Annotated in this window: 17 protein-coding genes and 1 tRNA gene; all 18 read right to left on the reverse strand. The window is 63.8% G+C overall.

What is annotated here, in order from left to right:
* Window positions 1–17 precede the first annotated feature (17 nt).
* The gene (locus SMCB_RS06425; protein WP_045535823.1) at window positions 18–323 is read right to left on the reverse strand and encodes a DUF2818 family protein; all 306 of its coding nucleotides are present in this window, start codon (window positions 321–323) and stop codon (window positions 18–20) included.
* Between the two features lie 15 nt (window positions 324–338).
* The gene (gene nuoN, locus SMCB_RS06430) at window positions 339–1,826 is read right to left on the reverse strand and encodes an NADH-quinone oxidoreductase subunit NuoN (RefSeq protein ID WP_045535824.1); all 1,488 of its coding nucleotides are present in this window, start codon (window positions 1,824–1,826) and stop codon (window positions 339–341) included.
* A 201-nt stretch (window positions 1,827–2,027) separates the two neighbouring features.
* Complete coding sequence (locus SMCB_RS06435; protein ID WP_045535825.1) at window positions 2,028–3,503, reverse strand: NADH-quinone oxidoreductase subunit M; 1,476 nt, start codon at window positions 3,501–3,503, stop codon at window positions 2,028–2,030.
* 13 nt (window positions 3,504–3,516) lie between these two features.
* Window positions 3,517–5,535 carry an NADH-quinone oxidoreductase subunit L gene (gene nuoL / locus SMCB_RS06440; protein ID WP_045535826.1) on the reverse strand — a complete coding sequence of 673 codons (2,019 nt, stop codon included), beginning with the start codon at window positions 5,533–5,535 and terminating at the stop codon, window positions 3,517–3,519.
* Window positions 5,536–5,538: 3 nt separating this feature from the next.
* Window positions 5,539–5,850 carry an NADH-quinone oxidoreductase subunit NuoK gene (gene nuoK, locus SMCB_RS06445; protein ID WP_045535827.1) on the reverse strand — a complete coding sequence of 104 codons (312 nt, stop codon included), beginning with the start codon at window positions 5,848–5,850 and terminating at the stop codon, window positions 5,539–5,541.
* Window positions 5,850–6,503, reverse strand: a complete 654-nt coding sequence (locus tag SMCB_RS06450) for an NADH-quinone oxidoreductase subunit J (protein ID WP_045535828.1) — start codon at window positions 6,501–6,503, stop codon at window positions 5,850–5,852. The genes nuoK and SMCB_RS06450 overlap by 1 nt, the downstream gene beginning before the upstream one ends.
* Before the next feature lie 29 nt (window positions 6,504–6,532).
* Window positions 6,533–7,042, reverse strand: coding sequence for an NADH-quinone oxidoreductase subunit NuoI (nuoI, locus tag SMCB_RS06455; RefSeq protein ID WP_045535829.1), 510 nt, complete (start codon window positions 7,040–7,042; stop codon window positions 6,533–6,535).
* A gap of 15 nt (window positions 7,043–7,057) precedes the next feature.
* Complete coding sequence (nuoH, locus tag SMCB_RS06460; protein ID WP_045535830.1) at window positions 7,058–8,134, reverse strand: NADH-quinone oxidoreductase subunit NuoH; 1,077 nt, start codon at window positions 8,132–8,134, stop codon at window positions 7,058–7,060.
* Window positions 8,131–10,284 (reverse strand): NADH-quinone oxidoreductase subunit NuoG, encoded by a 2,154-nt coding sequence (gene nuoG / locus SMCB_RS06465; protein WP_045535831.1) that lies wholly within the window; start codon window positions 10,282–10,284, stop codon window positions 8,131–8,133. Before nuoG ends, nuoH begins: the two co-directional genes overlap by 4 nt.
* A gap of 13 nt (window positions 10,285–10,297) precedes the next feature.
* Entirely contained in the window at window positions 10,298–11,650 is a 1,353-nt protein-coding gene (gene nuoF, locus SMCB_RS06470; protein ID WP_045535832.1) for an NADH-quinone oxidoreductase subunit NuoF, read from the reverse strand.
* Window positions 11,647–12,186 carry an NADH-quinone oxidoreductase subunit NuoE gene (gene nuoE / locus SMCB_RS06475; protein ID WP_045535833.1) on the reverse strand — a complete coding sequence of 180 codons (540 nt, stop codon included), beginning with the start codon at window positions 12,184–12,186 and terminating at the stop codon, window positions 11,647–11,649. The genes nuoF and nuoE overlap by 4 nt, the downstream gene beginning before the upstream one ends.
* The gene (locus SMCB_RS06480; protein WP_045535834.1) at window positions 12,183–13,436 is read right to left on the reverse strand and encodes an NADH-quinone oxidoreductase subunit D; all 1,254 of its coding nucleotides are present in this window, start codon (window positions 13,434–13,436) and stop codon (window positions 12,183–12,185) included. Before SMCB_RS06480 ends, nuoE begins: the two co-directional genes overlap by 4 nt.
* Before the next feature lie 23 nt (window positions 13,437–13,459).
* On the reverse strand, window positions 13,460–14,110 hold the full coding sequence (locus SMCB_RS06485; RefSeq protein WP_045535835.1) for an NADH-quinone oxidoreductase subunit C: 651 nt from the start codon (window positions 14,108–14,110) through the stop codon (window positions 13,460–13,462).
* 20 nt (window positions 14,111–14,130) lie between these two features.
* Entirely contained in the window at window positions 14,131–14,610 is a 480-nt protein-coding gene (locus tag SMCB_RS06490; protein ID WP_045535836.1) for a NuoB/complex I 20 kDa subunit family protein, read from the reverse strand.
* A 57-nt stretch (window positions 14,611–14,667) separates the two neighbouring features.
* Complete coding sequence (locus tag SMCB_RS06495) at window positions 14,668–15,027, reverse strand: NADH-quinone oxidoreductase subunit A (protein ID WP_045535837.1); 360 nt, start codon at window positions 15,025–15,027, stop codon at window positions 14,668–14,670.
* Between the two features lie 78 nt (window positions 15,028–15,105).
* Window positions 15,106–15,190 (reverse strand) — tRNA-Leu (locus SMCB_RS06500).
* A gap of 103 nt (window positions 15,191–15,293) precedes the next feature.
* Window positions 15,294–15,677 carry a preprotein translocase subunit SecG gene (secG, locus tag SMCB_RS06505; RefSeq protein WP_045535838.1) on the reverse strand — a complete coding sequence of 128 codons (384 nt, stop codon included), beginning with the start codon at window positions 15,675–15,677 and terminating at the stop codon, window positions 15,294–15,296.
* 24 nt (window positions 15,678–15,701) lie between these two features.
* Window positions 15,702–16,463, reverse strand: coding sequence for a triose-phosphate isomerase (tpiA, locus tag SMCB_RS06510; protein ID WP_045535839.1), 762 nt, complete (start codon window positions 16,461–16,463; stop codon window positions 15,702–15,704).
* Between the last annotated feature and the right edge of the window lie 13 nt (window positions 16,464–16,476).

The raw sequence follows: 16,476 nt of genomic DNA on the forward strand, positions 1-16,476 counted from the left end.
TGCGATAGGCGCTGCGTTCAACCGCGCTTGAGCAGCATGTAGCGGATGACAAAGCCGGGAAAGGCAAAAACCAGAAACAGCGACAAGCCCACGACGTAAAACTGCCAGCTCTGCGGGTAAATCTGGCCCAAGCTGGCCTCGATGCCGAGCGAAATGGCGCCGGCAATGAAGAAAAACAGCAGCAGCTCGGCCATGCGTATCCACAGCGGCTTGAGGCCGTCTTTGAGTGGAAACACCAGCAACAGGCGCTGGTTGACAAAAGGCAGATTGGCCAACACCAACGCCAAGCCGAGCACCAGATAGGCGTAAAAGTCGATATTCATGGGCTGCAGCTTAACTCAAACCAGCAGCGAAGCGATGGCTTGGGCGCAAAGGGCCAGCAGCGCGCCCGGGAATAGCCCAAGCACCAGCAGCATCAAGCCATTGACCGAAAGCACCGCGCGCAGCTCGAACGGCGCTGAGATGGCTGCGGTTTGCGTGGGCACATCGAAATACATCACCTTGACCACGCGCAGGTAGTAGAACGCGCCCACCAGCGACATCAGCACCGCGAACACCGCCGACCACAGATAGACGCCGTCGCCAGCGGCCAGTAGCGCTTGCAGCACCGTGAGCTTGGCATAAAAACCCACCAGCGGCGGCACACCAGCCAGCGAGAACATGCCCGCGGCCATGACACCGGCGTAGAGCGGGCTGCGCTGGTTCAGGCCGGCGAGGTCGTCGATCTCTTCGGACTCGAAACCCTCGCGGCTGAGCAGCAAAATCACGCCGAACACCGCCAGCGTGGTGAGCACGTAGGTGACGATGTAGAACATGGCGGCGCTGTAGGCGGTGCTCATGTTGGCCGTGCTGCCGTCGGCGCCGACCCCGGCGACAAAGGCCAACAGCAGAAAGCCCACCTGCGCGATGGACGAAAAAGCCAGCATGCGCTTGAGGTTGGTCTGCGCCACCGCCGCCAGGTTGCCCACCAGCAGCGACAGCACCGCCAGCACCGCCAGCATCTGCTGCCAGTCGAAGGCCAAGGTGGGCATGGCCTCGACCAGCAGGCGCATGACGATCGCAAACGCGGCCAGCTTGGGTGCGGAACCGATAAACAGCGTCACCGCCGTGGGGGCGCCGTGATAGACGTCGGGCACCCACATATGGAACGGCACGGCCCCGAGCTTGAACGCCAGCCCGGCGACCAAGAACACCAGCCCCAGCATCAGCACCTGCGGCTGCGCCACCCCGGCCTCGATGGTCTGCGCCAGCGTGCGGATGTCGAGCGTGCCGGTGGCGCCGTAAATGAGCGACATGCCATAGAGCAGGAAGCCGCTGGCCAACGCGCCCAGCACGAAGTACTTCATGGCCGCCTCGGTGGCGCGCAAGTCGTCGCGGCGCAGCGCCACCAACGCAAAGCTAGACAGCGCCAGCAGCTCGAGCCCGAGGTAGATGATGAGCAGGTTGTGGCCCGAGATCATCACGTACATGCCCAGCAGCGCGAACAGACCCAAGGTGTAGAGCTCGCCGCCGCGCAGCATGCCGCGCGCACCGGCGTAGGGGCGGGCATAGACCAGCAGCACCATCATGGTCAGGGCGGCAAAGCACTTGAGCCAGTTGCCCATCGGGTCGCTCACCACCAAGCCGCCAAAACCGCTGAAGGTCTGGCCGCTGAGCGCTGCCGAACCGGTCAGGAAGGCAGCGCCGGCCAGCGTGAGCAGCGTCAGGTAATGCGTGGCGTGGCGCTGCGGCGACTTGAGGAACAGGTCGTAAATGGCGATCACGCAGACCATGACCAGCAGCAGCAGTTCAGGGGCGATCGCGATCCAGCTCAGACGGTCAATCATAGGGATACTCTTTTCAAACCAGTGGGTGTCAGGCGCGTCAGAGGCTGAGGGGCAATGGTGCGTGCCCGAAAGGGCGCGCCAAAGCGCCGCCGGCAAGGCGCAAAGCACAGCCGTAGCCTGCGCTACGGCGCGCATTTGCAACGCCGCAGACGGTGTTTTGGTGCGTCAAGGCGGGCATGAGTGATTGCCTTTCAGCCTCTCTTAGGGCAGCTTGGTGACCGAGATGTGCAGCAGCAACTCGGTCACCGCCGGCATCATCACGTCGGTGAAGGGCTTGGGATAGATGCCCATGAACAGCACCGCCAGCGCCAGCACCGCCAGCACACCGTATTCGCGCGCGTTGATGTCGAACAGCGCTTTCACGTTGTCGTTGGCGACGGCGCCCAGATAAACACGCTTGAACATCAGCAGCGAATAGGCCGCGCCCAGAATCAGCGCCGTGGCCGCCCCGAGCCCGATCCAGAAGTTGGCCTGCACCGCGCCCAGAATCACCATCCACTCGCCCACGAAACCGGCGGTGCCGGGCATGCCGGCGTTGGCCATGGTGAACAGCAGCGCGAAGGCAGCAAACTTGGGCATCGGGTTGATGACGCCGCCGTAGTCGGCGATTTCACGCGAGTGCATGCGGTCGTAGAGCACGCCGATGCACAGGAACATCGCCGCCGAGACGAAACCGTGCGCGATCATCTGCACGATGGCACCAGCCAGCGCCAGCTCGTTGAACAGGAAAAAACCCAGCGTGACAAAACCCATGTGCGCCACCGACGAGTAGGCAACGAGCTTTTTCATGTCCTGCTGCACCAGCGCCACCAGCCCGACGTAGATCACGGCGATGAGCGAGAGCGCGATCATCAGCCAAGCCAGATCCTGCGAGGCGTCGGGCGTGATCGGCAAGGAAAAGCGCAGAAAACCGTAGGCGCCGAGCTTGAGCATGATCGCCGCCAGCACCGCCGAACCGGCGGTGGGGGCTTCCACGTGCACGTCGGGCAACCAGGTGTGCACCGGCCACATCGGCACCTTGACGGCAAAGGCCGCCAAGAAGGCCAAGAACAGCAGCGTCTGCTCGGTGCTAGTCAGCGGCAGCTGGTACCAGTCTTGCAGATCGAAGCTGCCACCCGAGGCGTTGTAGAGGTAGATCAGCGCCAGCAGCATCAGCAGCGAGCCCAGCAGCGTGTAGAGGAAGAACTTGTAGGCGGCGTAGATGCGGTTCGGGCCGCCCCAGATACCGATGATCAGGTACATCGGGATCAGGGTGGCTTCAAAGAACAGGAAGAACAGCAGCGCGTCTTGGGCCGAGAACACGCCGATCATCGCTCCGGACAGGATCAGGAACGCCGCCATGTACTGGTGCACGCGCTCGGTGATCGACTCCCAACTCGCCACCACCGCGATGACGGTGGTGAAGGCGGTGAGCAAGATCAGCCAGAGCGAGATGCCATCGACCCCGAGGTGGTAGTGGACGTTGAAGCGCTCGATCCAGAGCACTTTTTCGACGAACTGGAAGCCAGCGGCGCCGATTTCAAAGCCGGTGTAGAGCGGCAGCGTGACCGCCAGCCCGAGCAAGGAGCCCAACAGCGCCAGCCAGCGCACCTGCTGCGCACTAAAGTGCCGCCCCAAGACCAGCAGCGCGACGCCAAAAAAGATCGGAACCCAAATCGCAAGGCTCAGCAAACCCATGTTGTTATTCTCCTCAGCGCCAAACGAAGTAGGTCATGAGCGCGAGCACACCCACGATCATCACAAAGGCATAGTGGTAGAGGTAGCCGGTTTGGGCATGACGCACCACCGCCGCCACCCGGCCCACCAGTTTCCAGCTCATGTTGACCACGCCGGCCTCGATCACACCGCGGTCACCGCCCTTCCACAGCCCTTGGCCCAGCAGCATGGTGGCGCGCGCGAGCACGTTTTCGTTGAACCAGTCGAGGTAGTACTTGTTTTCCAGCACCACCACCAGCGGCCGCAGGGTGTGCGCTAAGCGATCGGCCAGCTGGGTGTTGTGCAGGTACAGGTACCAAGCCAGCAGCGCGCCGGCGATGGCCAGATAGAGCCCGATGGAGCTAAACGCCTTGAGGGCAAAGGCCAGCGGGCCGTGATAGAGGGCAGCGAGTTCGGTCATGGCTGGGTGCAGCGCGTGGTTGACGTGCACGGCATCGGCCAGAAAATCACCAAACAGCATCGGGCCGATGGTCAGGTAACCGATCACCACCGAGGGCACCGCCAGCAGCAGCAGCGGCACCGTCACCACCCAAGGCGACTCGTGCGGTTTTTCGTCGTGGCCGTGGTGGCCATGGTCGTCGTGGTGCGCGTCCGGGTTCAGGTGGTAGCGCTCGGGGCCGTGAAAGACCATGAAGTAGAGCCTGAACGAGTAGAACGAGGTCACGAACACGCCCGCCAGCAAGGCGTAGTAGGCAAAGGTGGCGGCCGGCAAGGTGCTGAAATCGGCTGAGAGCTTGATCGCTTCCTTGGAGTAGTAGCCCGAAAACAGCGGCATCCCGACCAGCGCCAGCGTGCCCAGCAAGGCCGTGATCCAAGTGATGGGCATGTACTTGCGCAAGCCGCCCATCCAGCGCATGTCTTGGTTGTGGTGCAGGCCCATGATCACCGAGCCCGCAGCCAAGAACAGCAGCGCCTTGAAAAACGCGTGCGTCATGAGGTGGAACAGCGCCACCGAGTAGGCCGAAGCGCCCAGCGCCACCGTCATGTAGCCCAGCTGCGACAGGGTGGAATAAGCCACCACGCGCTTGATGTCGTTTTGCACCATGCCCAAGAACCCCATGAACAGCGCAGTGATGGCGCCGATGATGAGGATGAAGTTGAGCGCGGCGTCCGAGAGCTCGAACACCGGCGACATGCGCGCGACCATGAAGATGCCGGCCGTGACCATGGTGGCGGCGTGGATCAGGGCCGAGATCGGGGTCGGGCCTTCCATCGAGTCGGGCAACCAGACGTGCAGCGGGAACTGGGCCGACTTGCCCATGGCACCGATGAACAGGCAGATGGCGATCACCGTCACCAGCAGGGACTCTTGGCCGAGGATGTACCACGGGAACTCGACCGTGGCCAGCTCGGGCAGCTTGGCGAAGATTTCGCTGTAGTTCAGGCTGCCGGTGTAGGCGGCGATGAGCGCGATGCCCAAAAGGAAGCCAAGGTCGCCCACGCGGTTGACCAGAAAGGCCTTCATGTTGGCAAAGATCGCCGTCGGGCGCTTGTACCAAAAGCCGATCAGCAGGTACGACACCAGCCCCACCGCTTCCCACGCAAAGAACAGTTGCAGCAGGTTGTTGCTCATGACCAGCATGAGCATCGAGAAGGTAAAGAGCGAGATGTAGGCAAAGAAGCGGTTGTAGCCTTCGTCTTCCTGCATGTAGCCGATGGTGTAGAGGTGCACCATGAGCGAGACGAAGGTGACCACGACCATCATCATGGCGGTGAGGCCATCGACCATGAAGCCGATCTCCATCGTCAGCCCGCCGATCACCATCCACTCGTAGATCGAGTCGTTGAAGCGCGCGCCGTCGATCACGTCGAGCAGCACCGAGACCGAGAGCAGGAACGAGACCAGCACGCCGAAGATGGCGATGCTGTGGCACAGACGGCGCCCGAACCAGTTGCCGCCCAATCGGGTGCCAAAGATGCCGACCAGCACCGCGCCGAGCAACGGCGCCATCGGCACCGCCAGCAGCGTGCTTGCAGAGAGGGTAGTACTCATGTGTTAGCCCTTGAGCGTGTTGAGCTCATCGACGCGGATCGACTGGCGGTTGCGGAACAGCAGCACCAAAATCGCAAGGCCGATGGCCGATTCGGCCGCCGCCACCGTGAGGATGAAGAACACGAACACCTGCCCGTGCAGATCGCCGTGGAAATAGGCGAAGGCGACAAAGTTGATGTTGACCGCCAGCAGCATCAGTTCGATGCACATCAGCAGCACGATCAGGTTGCGGCGGTTCAGGAAGATCCCCACCACCGAGAGCGCAAACAACAGCGCGCCCAGCGAGAGGAAGTGGCCGATGGTCAGGCTGGTCATCATGGCTGGCCCTCCTTGGCCTGATCCGCCGGGGCCGGGCCGGGCTTGGGGGTGGGCTGCATGTGCAGCACCTGCAGGCGGTCGCTGGCCTTGACGCGCACCTGCACACCGGGGTCGATGGCCTTGCTGTCTTTGCGCTCGCGCAGCACCAGCGCGATGGCGGCGATCATGCCGACCAGCAAAATCACGCCCGCGATCTGCACCGGGTACAGGTAAACGGAGTACAGCAGCAAACCGAGCTCCAGCGTGTTCTCATGCCCCGGCACGTGCATGCCGCGGGTGAGCACCGCCGGATCGACCGTCATCTGGGGGAAGCCAAACCAGAGCACCACGATCAACTGCACGCTGATCACGGCCCCTAGCAGCGCGGTGATCGGGAAATGGCGCCAAAAGCCCTTGCGCAAGACCTCGGTGTTGATGTCCATCATCATGACGACGAACAAAAACAGCACCATCACCGCGCCCAGATAGACCAGTACCAGCGTGATGGCCAGAAACTCGGCCTTGAGCAGCAAAAAGATCGCCGCCGCCTGCGAGAAGGCCAGCATCAGGTACAGCACCGCGTGCACCGCGTTGCGCGCCGTGATGACCTTGAACGCCGCAAACAACAGCAGCGCCGCAAAGACGTAGAAAAAACCCGCTTGAAAATCCATATCGTGTTCTGCCTGGTTAGCGCTCGGGTTCAGCGGTAGGGTGCATCCGCCGCGCGGGCGGCTGCGATCTCTTTTTCGTAGCGGTCGCCCACCGCCAACAGCATGTCTTTGGTGAAGTACAGGTCGCCGCGTTTTTCGCCGTGGTATTCGAGGATGTGGGTCTCGACGATGGCATCCACCGGGCAGGCTTCTTCACAAAAACCGCAGAAAATGCATTTGGTCAGGTCAATGTCGTAGCGCGTGGTGCGGCGGGTGCCGTCGGCGCGCTCGGCGGCTTCGATGGTGATGGCCATGGCCGGGCACACCGCTTCGCACAGCTTGCAGGCGATGCAGCGCTCCTCGCCATCGGGGTAGCGGCGCTGCGCGTGCAGCCCACGAAAACGCGGCGAAAGCGGGGTTTTTTCTTCCGGGTACTGCAGCGTGACCTTGGGCCTGAAGGCGTAGCGGCCGGTCAGGGCCATGCCCTTGAACAGCTCGATGAGCAAAAAGCTCTTGAAAAAATCCTTCAGCGAGAAGGGTGCAACGGCGGTGGCAGACATGCTAGTGCGCTCCTCTTAATCCCAAATGTTCCAAGGCGTCTGCATCCAGACGGCGACCACCACCAACCAGATCAAGGTGACGGGGATGAAAATCTTCCAGCCCAGACGCATGATCTGGTCGTAGCGGAAACGCGGGAAAGTGGCGCGGATCCAGATGAACAGCGAGACCACGAAGAAGGTCTTGAGCGCCAGCCAGATCCAGCCGGGAATGAAGTCGAGCGCGGCCACCGGGGCGTCCCAGCCGCCCAAGAACATGAGCACGGCCAGAATTGAGATCAGCCACATGCTGGCGTATTCGGCCAGGAAGAAGATGGCAAAGCGCATACCCGAGTACTCGACCATGTGGCCGGCGACGATCTCGGCCTCGCCCTCGACCACGTCGAAGGGGTGCCGGTTGGTCTCGGCCACACCCGAGATCAGGAACACGATGAAAATCGGCAGCAGCGGCAACCAGTTCCAAGACAGGAAGTTGAGCCCCATGTCGGCAAACATGCCCGCTTGCTGCGAGGCCACGATCACGCCCAGCTGCAGGCTGCCGGCGGTCATCACCACCACCAGGAAGCAAAAACCGATGGCGATCTCGTAGCTGACCATCTGCGCCGAGGCGCGCAGCGCGCCCAAGAAGGCGTATTTGGAATTGGCGGCCCAGCCGGCGATGATCACGCCGTAAACCTCGATCGAGGTGATGGCCAGCAGCAGCAGCAAACCGGCGTTGACGTTGGCCAGCACCGCTTCGGGGCCGAACGGGATCACCGCCCATGCCGCCAGCGCCGGCATGATGGCCAGCATCGGGGCGATCCAAAACAGCCCCGGGCTGGCGGCGGTGGGTGTGATCAGCTCTTTGGTGAGCAGCTTGAAGGCGTCGGCGATGGGCTGCAACAAGCCCTGCGGCCCAACGCGGTTCGGGCCCAGCCGCACCTGCATGAAGCCGATCAGGCGCCGCTCCCACAGCGTCAGGTAGGCCACGGCAGCCATCAGCGGTGCCACGATGACCATGATCTTGATCAGGGCCCAGATCACCGGCCAAGCCGCCTGTTGCCACCAAGCGGCTGCGACCAGATTCAGGCCGCCGTAGTAGAGGGCGTCGATCATGCGCGGTCTCCGGTCTGGTTGGCACGGGCGGCAGCCAAGGCTGCGCGCGCGTCGGCGGTGTGCTGCAGCGCCGGCGAGCGGCGCACGAGGGCATCGAGTTGGTAGATCGAGGCCACGCAGGGCGTGGCGCTGCCCAGCGTGAGGTCGATGGCGGCTTGGCTGCGGTTGTCGAGCCGCGCGGCGGGCACAAACTGGCCGCTGGCCACGCCGGGCAGCGCTTGCGCCAGCACGGCTTGCGAGCTTTCGGCCTCAAAACCCGGCAGGCCGAGCAGTTGGCCCAGCACGCGCAGCACCTTCCAAGCCGGGCGCGCTTCGCCCAGCGGCCGCACCACAGCGTGGAAGCTCTGCAAGCGCCCTTCGGCATTGACGTAGCTGCCCGAGGTCTCGCTGAACGGGGCGATGGGCAGCAGCACGTCGCAGTGCTCGAGGTTGGCTTTGAAGGGACTCAAGGACACGACCATCTGCGCCTGCGCCAGCCCTTTGCCGCAGACGGCGGTGTCGAGCCCGACTTCGGCGTTGAGCAACAGCACCGCCTTGGCGGCACCGCTCAAAATCTGCGTGGCGTTGAGGCCACCGGCACCGGGCAGCGCCTGCACCAGCTGCGCGCCCACGGTGTTGGCGGCCTCGGTCAGGTAGCCCCAGTGCGCGCCGGTGCGCTCTGCGATCCACTGCGCCAGCGCCAGCAGGCTGGGGGCTTGCTCGTGGTGCGCGGCGGCGTTGCCCAGCAGCAGCGCCTTGCGCTCGCCGCCCAACAGCGAGGCGGCGATGGCGCGTGCGGCGGCGCTCACCGGCTCGGAGCTTGCGCATGGCGCTTCGATGCCCTGCGCCTGCGCCACGGCAGCGGCGATGCCCGCCAGTTCGAGCGCCCAGCGGCCGGGTTCGGCCTGCAATGTGTGCGCAAGCGGCAGCGCCCAGTCGGGGGCTTCGGCCACCAAGGCGCTCACTTGGGCGCCACGGCGCTGGGCTTGGCGGATGCGCTGCGCGAACAGCGGGTGGTCTTTGCGCAGGTTCGAACCCACCACCAGCACGCGCTCGAGCGTGGACAGCTCGGCGATCGGCAGCCCCAGCCAGCGCGCCTCGCCCGCTGGGGCGGCGTGGTCGTAGCAGGCGGCGCGCAAGCGCGTGTCGATGCTGCTGCTGCCCAGGCCGCGCAGCAGGCTGGTGGCCAAGTGCAGCTCTTCCACCGTGCAGTGCGGGCTGGCGACGGCGGCCAGGGCGGCGGCGCCGTGATCGGCCTTGATCTGCTGCAAGCCGTTGGCCACGTATTCGAGTGCGGTCTGCCAATCGACCGTGCGCCACTGGCCGCCCTGCTTGAGCATGGGTTCGGTCAGGCGCTCGTCGCTGTTGAGGGCTTCGTAGCTGAAGCGGTCACGGTCGGCGAGCCAGCATTCGTTGACGGCTTCGTTCTCGAAGGGCACGACGCGCAGCACGCGGTGGTTTTTGACCTGCACGATCAGGTTGGCGCCGGTGGAGTCGTGCGGGCTGATGCTCTTGCGCCGCGACAGCTCCCAGGTGCGCGCCTGGTAGCGGAAAGGTTTGCTGGTGAGCGCGCCCACCGGGCAGATGTCGATCATGTTGCCCGAGAGCTCGGAATCCACCGTCTGGCCAACGAAGGTTTCGATCTCGGCGTGCTCGCCGCGGTGGCTCATGCCGAGCTCCATCTGGCCCGCGATCTCTTGCCCAAAGCGCACGCAGCGGGTGCAGTGGATGCAGCGGCTCATCTCCTCCATGGAAATCAGCGGCCCGACTTCTTTGTGATGCACCACGCGCTTTTCTTCTTGGTAGCGCGACTTGCCGGCACCGTAGCCCACGGCGAGGTCTTGCAGCTGGCACTCGCCGCCTTGGTCGCAGATCGGGCAATCCAGCGGGTGGTTGATGAGCAAAAACTCCATCACCGACTGCTGCGCCTTGATCGCCTTCTCGCTCTGGGTGCGCACGATCATCCCCTGCGTCACCGGAGTGGCGCAAGCTGGCATGGGCTTGGGTGCTTTTTCCACTTCCACCAAGCACATGCGGCAGTTGGCCGCAATCGAGAGCTTTTTGTGGTAGCAAAAATGCGGGATGGTTTGGCCCACCTTCTCTGCCGCATGCATGATCATGCTGCCCGGAGGAACCTGCACCTTTTTGCCGTCGAGTTCGATTTCTAACATAGCGCTTTGCTTCTCAAACGGTGGCCGCAACCAAGCTGGTTTTGTGTTCGATGTAGTGCTCAAACTCGTGCCGGTAGTGCTTGAGCATGGCGCGCACCGGCATCGCGGCCGCGTCACCGAGGGCGCAGATGGTGCGGCCCATGATGTTTTCGGCCACGTTGTCGAGCAGCGCGAGGTCTTCGGGCCGGCCCTGGCCGTTCACGATGCGGTCCACGATCCGATACAGCCAGCCCGTCCCTTCGCGGCACGGGGTGCACTGGCCGCAGGACTCGTGCATGTAAAAATAACTCAGGCGGTGCAGTGCCTTGACCATGCAGCGGCTGTCGTCGAGCACGATCACCGCGCCCGAACCCAGCATGGAGCCGGCCTTGCTGATCGAGTCGTAGTCGAGCGTGCAGCACATCATCGATTCGGCGGGCAACACGGGCGAAGAGGAACCGCCCGGGATCACGGCCTTGAGCCGGCGCCCCTTGCGCACGCCGCCGCAGAGCTCGAGCAGGGTAGAAAACGGGGTGCACATCGGCACCTCGTAGTTACCGGGGTGCTCGACGTCGCCGCTGACCGAAAAAATCTTGGTGCCGCCGTTGTTGGGGCGGCCGCAGTCGAGGTAGGCCTTGCCGCCGTGGCGGATGAGCCAAGGCACGGCGGCAAAGGTTTCGGTGTTGTTGATGGTGGTCGGCTTGCCGTAGAGGCCAAAACTGGCCGGGAACGGTGGCTTGAAGCGTGGCTGGCCCTTTTTGCCTTCGAGCGATTCGAGCAGCGCCGTTTCTTCGCCGCAGATGTAGGCGCCAAAGCCATGGTGCGCGTGCAGCTGGAAGCTGAAATTGGTGCCCAAAATGCGCTCGCCCAAGTAACCGGCGGCGCGCGCCTGTTCGAGCGCGGCCTCGAAGCGCTCATAGACTTGGAAGATCTCGCCGTGGATGTAGTTGTAGCCCACCGTGGTGCCCATGGCGTAGGCGGCAATGGCCATGCCCTCGATCACGATGTGCGGGTTGTACATCAGGATGTCGCGGTCTTTGCAGGTGCCGGGCTCGCCCTCGTCGGAGTTGCACACGAGGTATTTTTGGCCCGGAAACTGGCGCGGCATGAAGCTCCACTTCAGACCGGTCGGGAAGCCCGCACCGCCGCGGCCGCGCAAGGCCGATTCTTTGACGTGGGCGATCACCTCTTCGGGCGTGAGGCCGGGGCCGCCGTCGCGCCCCAAGATCTGGCGCAGCGCCGCATATCCGCCGCGCGCCTCGTAGTCAGCCAAGCCCCAGTTGCTGCCGTCTAGGCCGGCGTACATCTGCGGGCTGATGTGGCGGCCGTGAAAGCAGGTTTCGATGCCGCGCGACTGGAACTGCTCCAGCACTTGATTGACGTTCATGCCTCTTCCTTTGCAGCACGCAGGCCGTCGATGAGCTGGTCGAGCTTGTCGGCGCTCATGAAGCTGCACATGTGGCGGTCGTTGACCAGCAGCACCGGGGCGTCGGCGCAGGCGCCTAGGCATTCAGACTGCTGCAAGGTGAACAGGCCGTCGGGCGTGGTCTGGCCCATCTGGATGCCCAGCCGGCGCTCGAGGTGCTGCAGCGTCTGCACGCCGTCGCGCAGCGCACACGGCAGGTTGGTGCAGACGTTGAGCTTGAACTTGCCCAGCGGCTGCTGGTTGTACATGTTGTAGAAGGTAGTGACTTCGTGCACCGCCATGACCGGCATACCGAGGTAGTCGGCCACGCCCTCCTCGGCCGCTGGGCTGACCCAGCCTTGTTCTTGCTGTACGATGGCCAAACAAGCCATGACCGCCGACTGCTTTTGCTCGGCGGGGTACTTGGCCACTTCGCGCGCAAAGCGCGCCAGCGTGGCGTCAGCAAAGGCCATGGGCGCCACCGGGGCGCTGGGTTTGATGGGGCTGGGGCTGCTCATCGGTCTATCTCTCCAAACACGATGTCCATGGTGCCGATGATCGCCACGGCGTCGGCCAGCATGTGGCCACGCGCCATCTCGTCGAGGGCGGCCAAATGCGGGAAACCGGGCGCGCGGATTTTGAGCCGGTAAGGCTTGTTGGCGCCGTCGCTCACCAAGTAGATGCCGAACTCGCCCTTGGGGTGTTCGACTGCGGCGTAGGCCTCGCCCTCGGGCACGTGGAAGCCTTCGGTAAAGAGCTTGAAGTGGTGGATCAGCTCCTCCATGCTCGACTTCATGGCTTCGCGTGCCGGCGGCGCCACCTTGTGGTTGCTGGTGATCACCGGGCCGGGGTTGGCGCGCAGCCAAGCCACGCACTGCTGGATGATGCGGTTGGACTGCTTCATCTCCTCCATGCGCACCAGGTAGCGGTCGTAGGTGTCGCCGGTCTTGCCCACGGGCACGTCGAAATCGACTTGGGCGTAGGCGTCGTAGGGCTGCTTTTTGCGCAAGTCCCAAGCGATGCCGCTGCCGCGCAGCATCGGGCCGGTCAGGCCCATGTTGAGCGCGCGCTCGGGGGTGATGACGCCGATGCCCACGGTGCGCTGCTTCCAGATGCGGTTATCGGTCAGCAGGGTGTGGTATTCGCTGAGGTAGTTCGGGAAGCGCTGCGTGAAGTCTTCGATGAAATCGAGCAGCGAGCCCTTGCGGTTGCGGTTGAGCTTGTCGATGCCGCTGGTGTTGCGCACCTTGTTCTCGGTGTGCTGAGGCATGGTGTCGGGCAGGTCGCGATAGACGCCGCCGGGGCGGAAGTAGGCCGCGTGCATGCGCGCGCCCGAGACCGCTTCGTACATATCGAACAGGTCTTCGCGCTCGCGGAAGGTGTAGATCAGGATGGTGGAGCTGCCGCAGTCGTTGCCGTGCGAGCCCAGCCACATCAGGTGGTTGAGCAAGCGCGTGATCTCGCTGTACATGACGCGGATGTACTGGGCACGGATGGGCACCTCGAGCCCGAGCAGCTTTTCGATCGCCAGACAGTAGGCGTGCTCGTTGCACATCATCGAGACGTAATCGAGCCGGTCCATGTAGGGCAGCGACTGGATGTAGGTCTTGTGCTCGGCCAGTTTTTCGGTGGCGCGGTGCAGCAGCCCGATGTGCGGGTCGGCGCGTTGCACCACCTCGCCGTCGAGCTCGAGCACCAAGCGCAACACACCGTGCGCGGCCGGGTGCTGCGGGCCAAAGTTGAGCGTGTAGTTTTTTATTTCAGCCATGGTTGAATCCGCTGCGGCGGCCTTTAGCGCAAGCCACCGCCGTAATGGTCTTCGCGCACGATGCGCGGTGTGTTTTCGCGCGGTTCGATGGTGATGGGCTCATAAATCACGCGCCGGCGCTCGGGGTCGTAGCGCATTTCCACATGGCCCGAGAGCGGGAAGTCTTTGCGAAACGGGTGCCCGATGAAGCCGTAGTCGGTGAGGATGCGGCGCAGGTCGGGGTGGCCATCGAAGACGATGCCGTAGAGGTCGAAGGCTTCGCGCTCGTACCAGTTGGCCGCCGACCACAGGTGGCTGACGCTGGGCACCTGCGGCCAGTCGTCGTCGGGGCAGCGCACGCGCACGCGCACGCGCTGGTTGAGCGAGACCGACAGCAGGTGCGCCACCACGGCGTAGCGTGGGCCGTCCCAGCTTTGGTCGCGCCAGGCCGAGTAGTCGAGGCCGCAGAGGTCGATGAGCTGCTCGAAGCGGCAGCCGGTGACGTCGCGCAGGGTCTGCATCACGTCGAGGTAATCGGCGGCAGCGACTTCGAGCGTGATTTCGTCGCTAGTGCTTTGCACCACGGTGGCGCGGCCTTGCAGGATCTGGCTCAGGGTCTGCTGCACGGTGGCGGCGGGGCGCTCGCTCCAAGACCCAAGGTGGGGTGGCGCGCCTTTGCTTGCTGGGGTCGTCATGGCTGGTGCCTTGGCCGCGCTCAAACGCGCGCGATGGTTTGGGTGCGGCGGATTTTTTGCTGCAACTGGATGATGCCGTAGATCAGCGCCTCGGCCGTGGGCGGACAGCCCGGCACGTAAACGTCGACCGGCACCACGCGGTCGCAGCCGCGCACCACCGAGTAGCTGTAGTGGTAGTAGCCGCCGCCGTTGGCACAGGAGCCCATGCTCAGCACCCAGCGCGGCTCGGCCATTTGGTCATAGACCTTGCGCAGGGCCGGGGCCATTTTGTTGCACAGGGTGCCGGCCACGATCATCAGGTCCGACTGGCGTGGGCTGGCCCGGAACACCTCGGCGCCAAAGCGCCCGAGGTCGTAACGCGCGGCCGCCGAGTGCATCATTTCGACCGCGCAGCAGGCCAGACCGAAGGTCATGGGCCAGATGGAACCGGTCTTGGCCCAGTTCACCACCGAGTCGTAACTGGTGGTGACGAAGCCCTGTTTGAGTACGCCTTCAATCATCGCATCGATCCTTGTGTAAATGAACTGACGCTGCCGCACACGCAGACAGCAAACCGCTCACTCCCAATCCAGCGCCCCTTTTTTCCACTCATAGACAAAGCCCACGGTGAGGATGGCCAAGAACATCATGCCGGCTAAAAAGCCGGTGAAGCCGATTTCGCTGAACGCCACCGCCCATGGGAACAGAAAAGCGATCTCGAGGTCAAAGAGGATGAAGAGAATGGCGACGAGGTAATAGCGTACGTCGAATTTCATGCGCGCGTCTTCGAAAGCTTCGAAGCCGCATTCGTAGGGGGAGTTTTTCTCGGGGTCGGGCCGGTTGGGCCCCAGAACGTAGCCGATCAACTGCGGCAACACGCCCACTGCGAGACCGACCAGAATAAACAAGAGTACGGGCAGGTAAAGCTCTAGATTCATCTTGATGTCTCTCTAAAACTCGCGCGCTCCACTAGACCCACGCTGGGCGCGTTGGGCGCGGCTCGGTTTTTACATGATTGGTGCCGACGGCGAGACTCGAACTCGCACAGCTTTCGCCACTACCCCCTCAAGATAGCGTGTCTACCAATTTCACCACGTCGGCTTAAATCTTGGATGCATCCAGCTTGGCTGGAGGAGCTTTGGCCCCGCGATGCATCCCAGCCCCGAATTTTACCCTGAAAAAACGGGGCAAGCTTTAGAAAAGCTTACTGTGCAGGAATTTGACCCGCACCGGCTGGCGCTGTGGCCGGTGCTGCCGGCGGCGCCGGGACACCCGGAATCTGGTCGGCGGGCGTGGGCGGGGCTGCGGGCAGGGTTTCGAGCACGGTGCCGGCCTCGGCTTGGGGTGCCTGGCCAAAATAGGCCAAACCCAGCGTGGCGCTGAGGAACAAGGTTGCCAGAATCGCCGTGCTGCGCGACATGAAGTTGGAACCACCGCTGGCCCCAAACAGGGTGGCAGCGCCCGAACTGCCGCCCCCAAGGGAGGCGCCGGCATCGGCTCCTTTGCCGTGCTGCACCAGAATCAGGCCGATCATCACCAACGCCGACAGCAGCTGCACCGCCAGCAGCAAGGTTAAGAAAATATTCATGAACTCACACTCCAAAAGCCAAAATCAGTTCGTTTGCAGCACAGCCAAGCCGGCCGCAGCAATGGACAAAAACGAGGCGGCCTTGAGCGAGGCGCCGCCAATCAGCCCGCCATCGACGTCGGGCTGGCGCAGCAGCTCGGCGGCGTTGGCCGCGTTCATGCTGCCGCCGTAGAGGATGCGGTTGCGCTCGGCCTGCCCGGTGGCGGCGCGCAGTTGCGCGCGCAGCACCGCGTGCACCGCCTGCGCTTGCGCGGCGCTGGCGCTCAAGCCGGTGCCGATGGCCCACACCGGCTCGTAGGCGACCACGATCTCGCTGCAGCAGTGGCCCACGGCGTGGATCACGGCCGACAGCTGGCGCTTGACGACGAACTCGGTGCGCCCGGCTTCGCGGTCGGGCAGGGTTTCGCCCACGCAGACGATGGGGGTCAGGCCCGCCGCCAGCGCGCGCTGCGCCTTGAGGGCCACCAAGTCGTCGCTCTCGTGGTGGTATTGGCGCCGCTCCGAGTGGCCGACGATGACGTAGCGGCAGCCGCAGTCGCGCAGCATGGCGGCGCTGACCTCGCCGGTGTAGGCCCCGCCCTCGTGCGCCGACACATCCTGCGCGCCCCAGGCTATGCCGCTGCCTTGCAAGGCCGCCTGCAGCTGCAACAGATAGGGGGCTGGCGCGCACAGCGCCAGATCGGCTTGCGCCGCATCAAAGCCCGCCTTGAGCGCAGCCAACAACTCGGCGTTGGCCGCTAGGCTGCCGTTCATCTTCCAGTTGCCGACGATCAGTTTTTTGCGCATGGTGGGCCCTTGA

This window comes from Serpentinimonas maccroryi (assembly GCF_000828915.1).
Lineage (GTDB): Bacteria > Pseudomonadota > Gammaproteobacteria > Burkholderiales > Burkholderiaceae_C > Serpentinimonas > Serpentinimonas maccroryi.

Bases quoted from the DNA above. Each gene is read 5' to 3' on its own strand.
- nuoF (WP_045535832.1), bottom strand. From the start codon at position 11,650: ATGAACGTCAATCAAGTGCTGGAGCAGTTCCAGTCGCGCGGCATCGAA.
- nuoH (WP_045535830.1), bottom strand. From the start codon at position 8,134: ATGATCGACGCCCTCTACTACGGCGGCCTGAATCTGGTCGCAGCCGCT.
- secG (WP_045535838.1), bottom strand. From the start codon at position 15,677: ATGAATATTTTCTTAACCTTGCTGCTGGCGGTGCAGCTGCTGTCGGCG.
- nuoN (WP_045535824.1), bottom strand. From the start codon at position 1,826: ATGATTGACCGTCTGAGCTGGATCGCGATCGCCCCTGAACTGCTGCTG.
- SMCB_RS06480 (WP_045535834.1), bottom strand. From the start codon at position 13,436: ATGGCTGAAATAAAAAACTACACGCTCAACTTTGGCCCGCAGCACCCG.
- SMCB_RS06485 (WP_045535835.1), bottom strand. From the start codon at position 14,110: ATGACGACCCCAGCAAGCAAAGGCGCGCCACCCCACCTTGGGTCTTGG.
- nuoG (WP_045535831.1), bottom strand. From the start codon at position 10,284: ATGTTAGAAATCGAACTCGACGGCAAAAAGGTGCAGGTTCCTCCGGGC.
- SMCB_RS06495 (WP_045535837.1), bottom strand. From the start codon at position 15,027: ATGAATCTAGAGCTTTACCTGCCCGTACTCTTGTTTATTCTGGTCGGT.
- nuoK (WP_045535827.1), bottom strand. From the start codon at position 5,850: ATGACCAGCCTGACCATCGGCCACTTCCTCTCGCTGGGCGCGCTGTTG.
- SMCB_RS06435 (WP_045535825.1), bottom strand. From the start codon at position 3,503: ATGGGTTTGCTGAGCCTTGCGATTTGGGTTCCGATCTTTTTTGGCGTC.
- nuoE (WP_045535833.1), bottom strand. From the start codon at position 12,186: ATGAGCAGCCCCAGCCCCATCAAACCCAGCGCCCCGGTGGCGCCCATG.
- nuoL (WP_045535826.1), bottom strand. From the start codon at position 5,535: ATGAGTACTACCCTCTCTGCAAGCACGCTGCTGGCGGTGCCGATGGCG.
- SMCB_RS06450 (WP_045535828.1), bottom strand. From the start codon at position 6,503: ATGGATTTTCAAGCGGGTTTTTTCTACGTCTTTGCGGCGCTGCTGTTG.
- nuoI (WP_045535829.1), bottom strand. From the start codon at position 7,042: ATGTCTGCCACCGCCGTTGCACCCTTCTCGCTGAAGGATTTTTTCAAG.
- SMCB_RS06425 (WP_045535823.1), bottom strand. From the start codon at position 323: ATGAATATCGACTTTTACGCCTATCTGGTGCTCGGCTTGGCGTTGGTG.
- SMCB_RS06490 (WP_045535836.1), bottom strand. From the start codon at position 14,610: ATGATTGAAGGCGTACTCAAACAGGGCTTCGTCACCACCAGTTACGAC.
- tpiA (WP_045535839.1), bottom strand. From the start codon at position 16,463: ATGCGCAAAAAACTGATCGTCGGCAACTGGAAGATGAACGGCAGCCTA.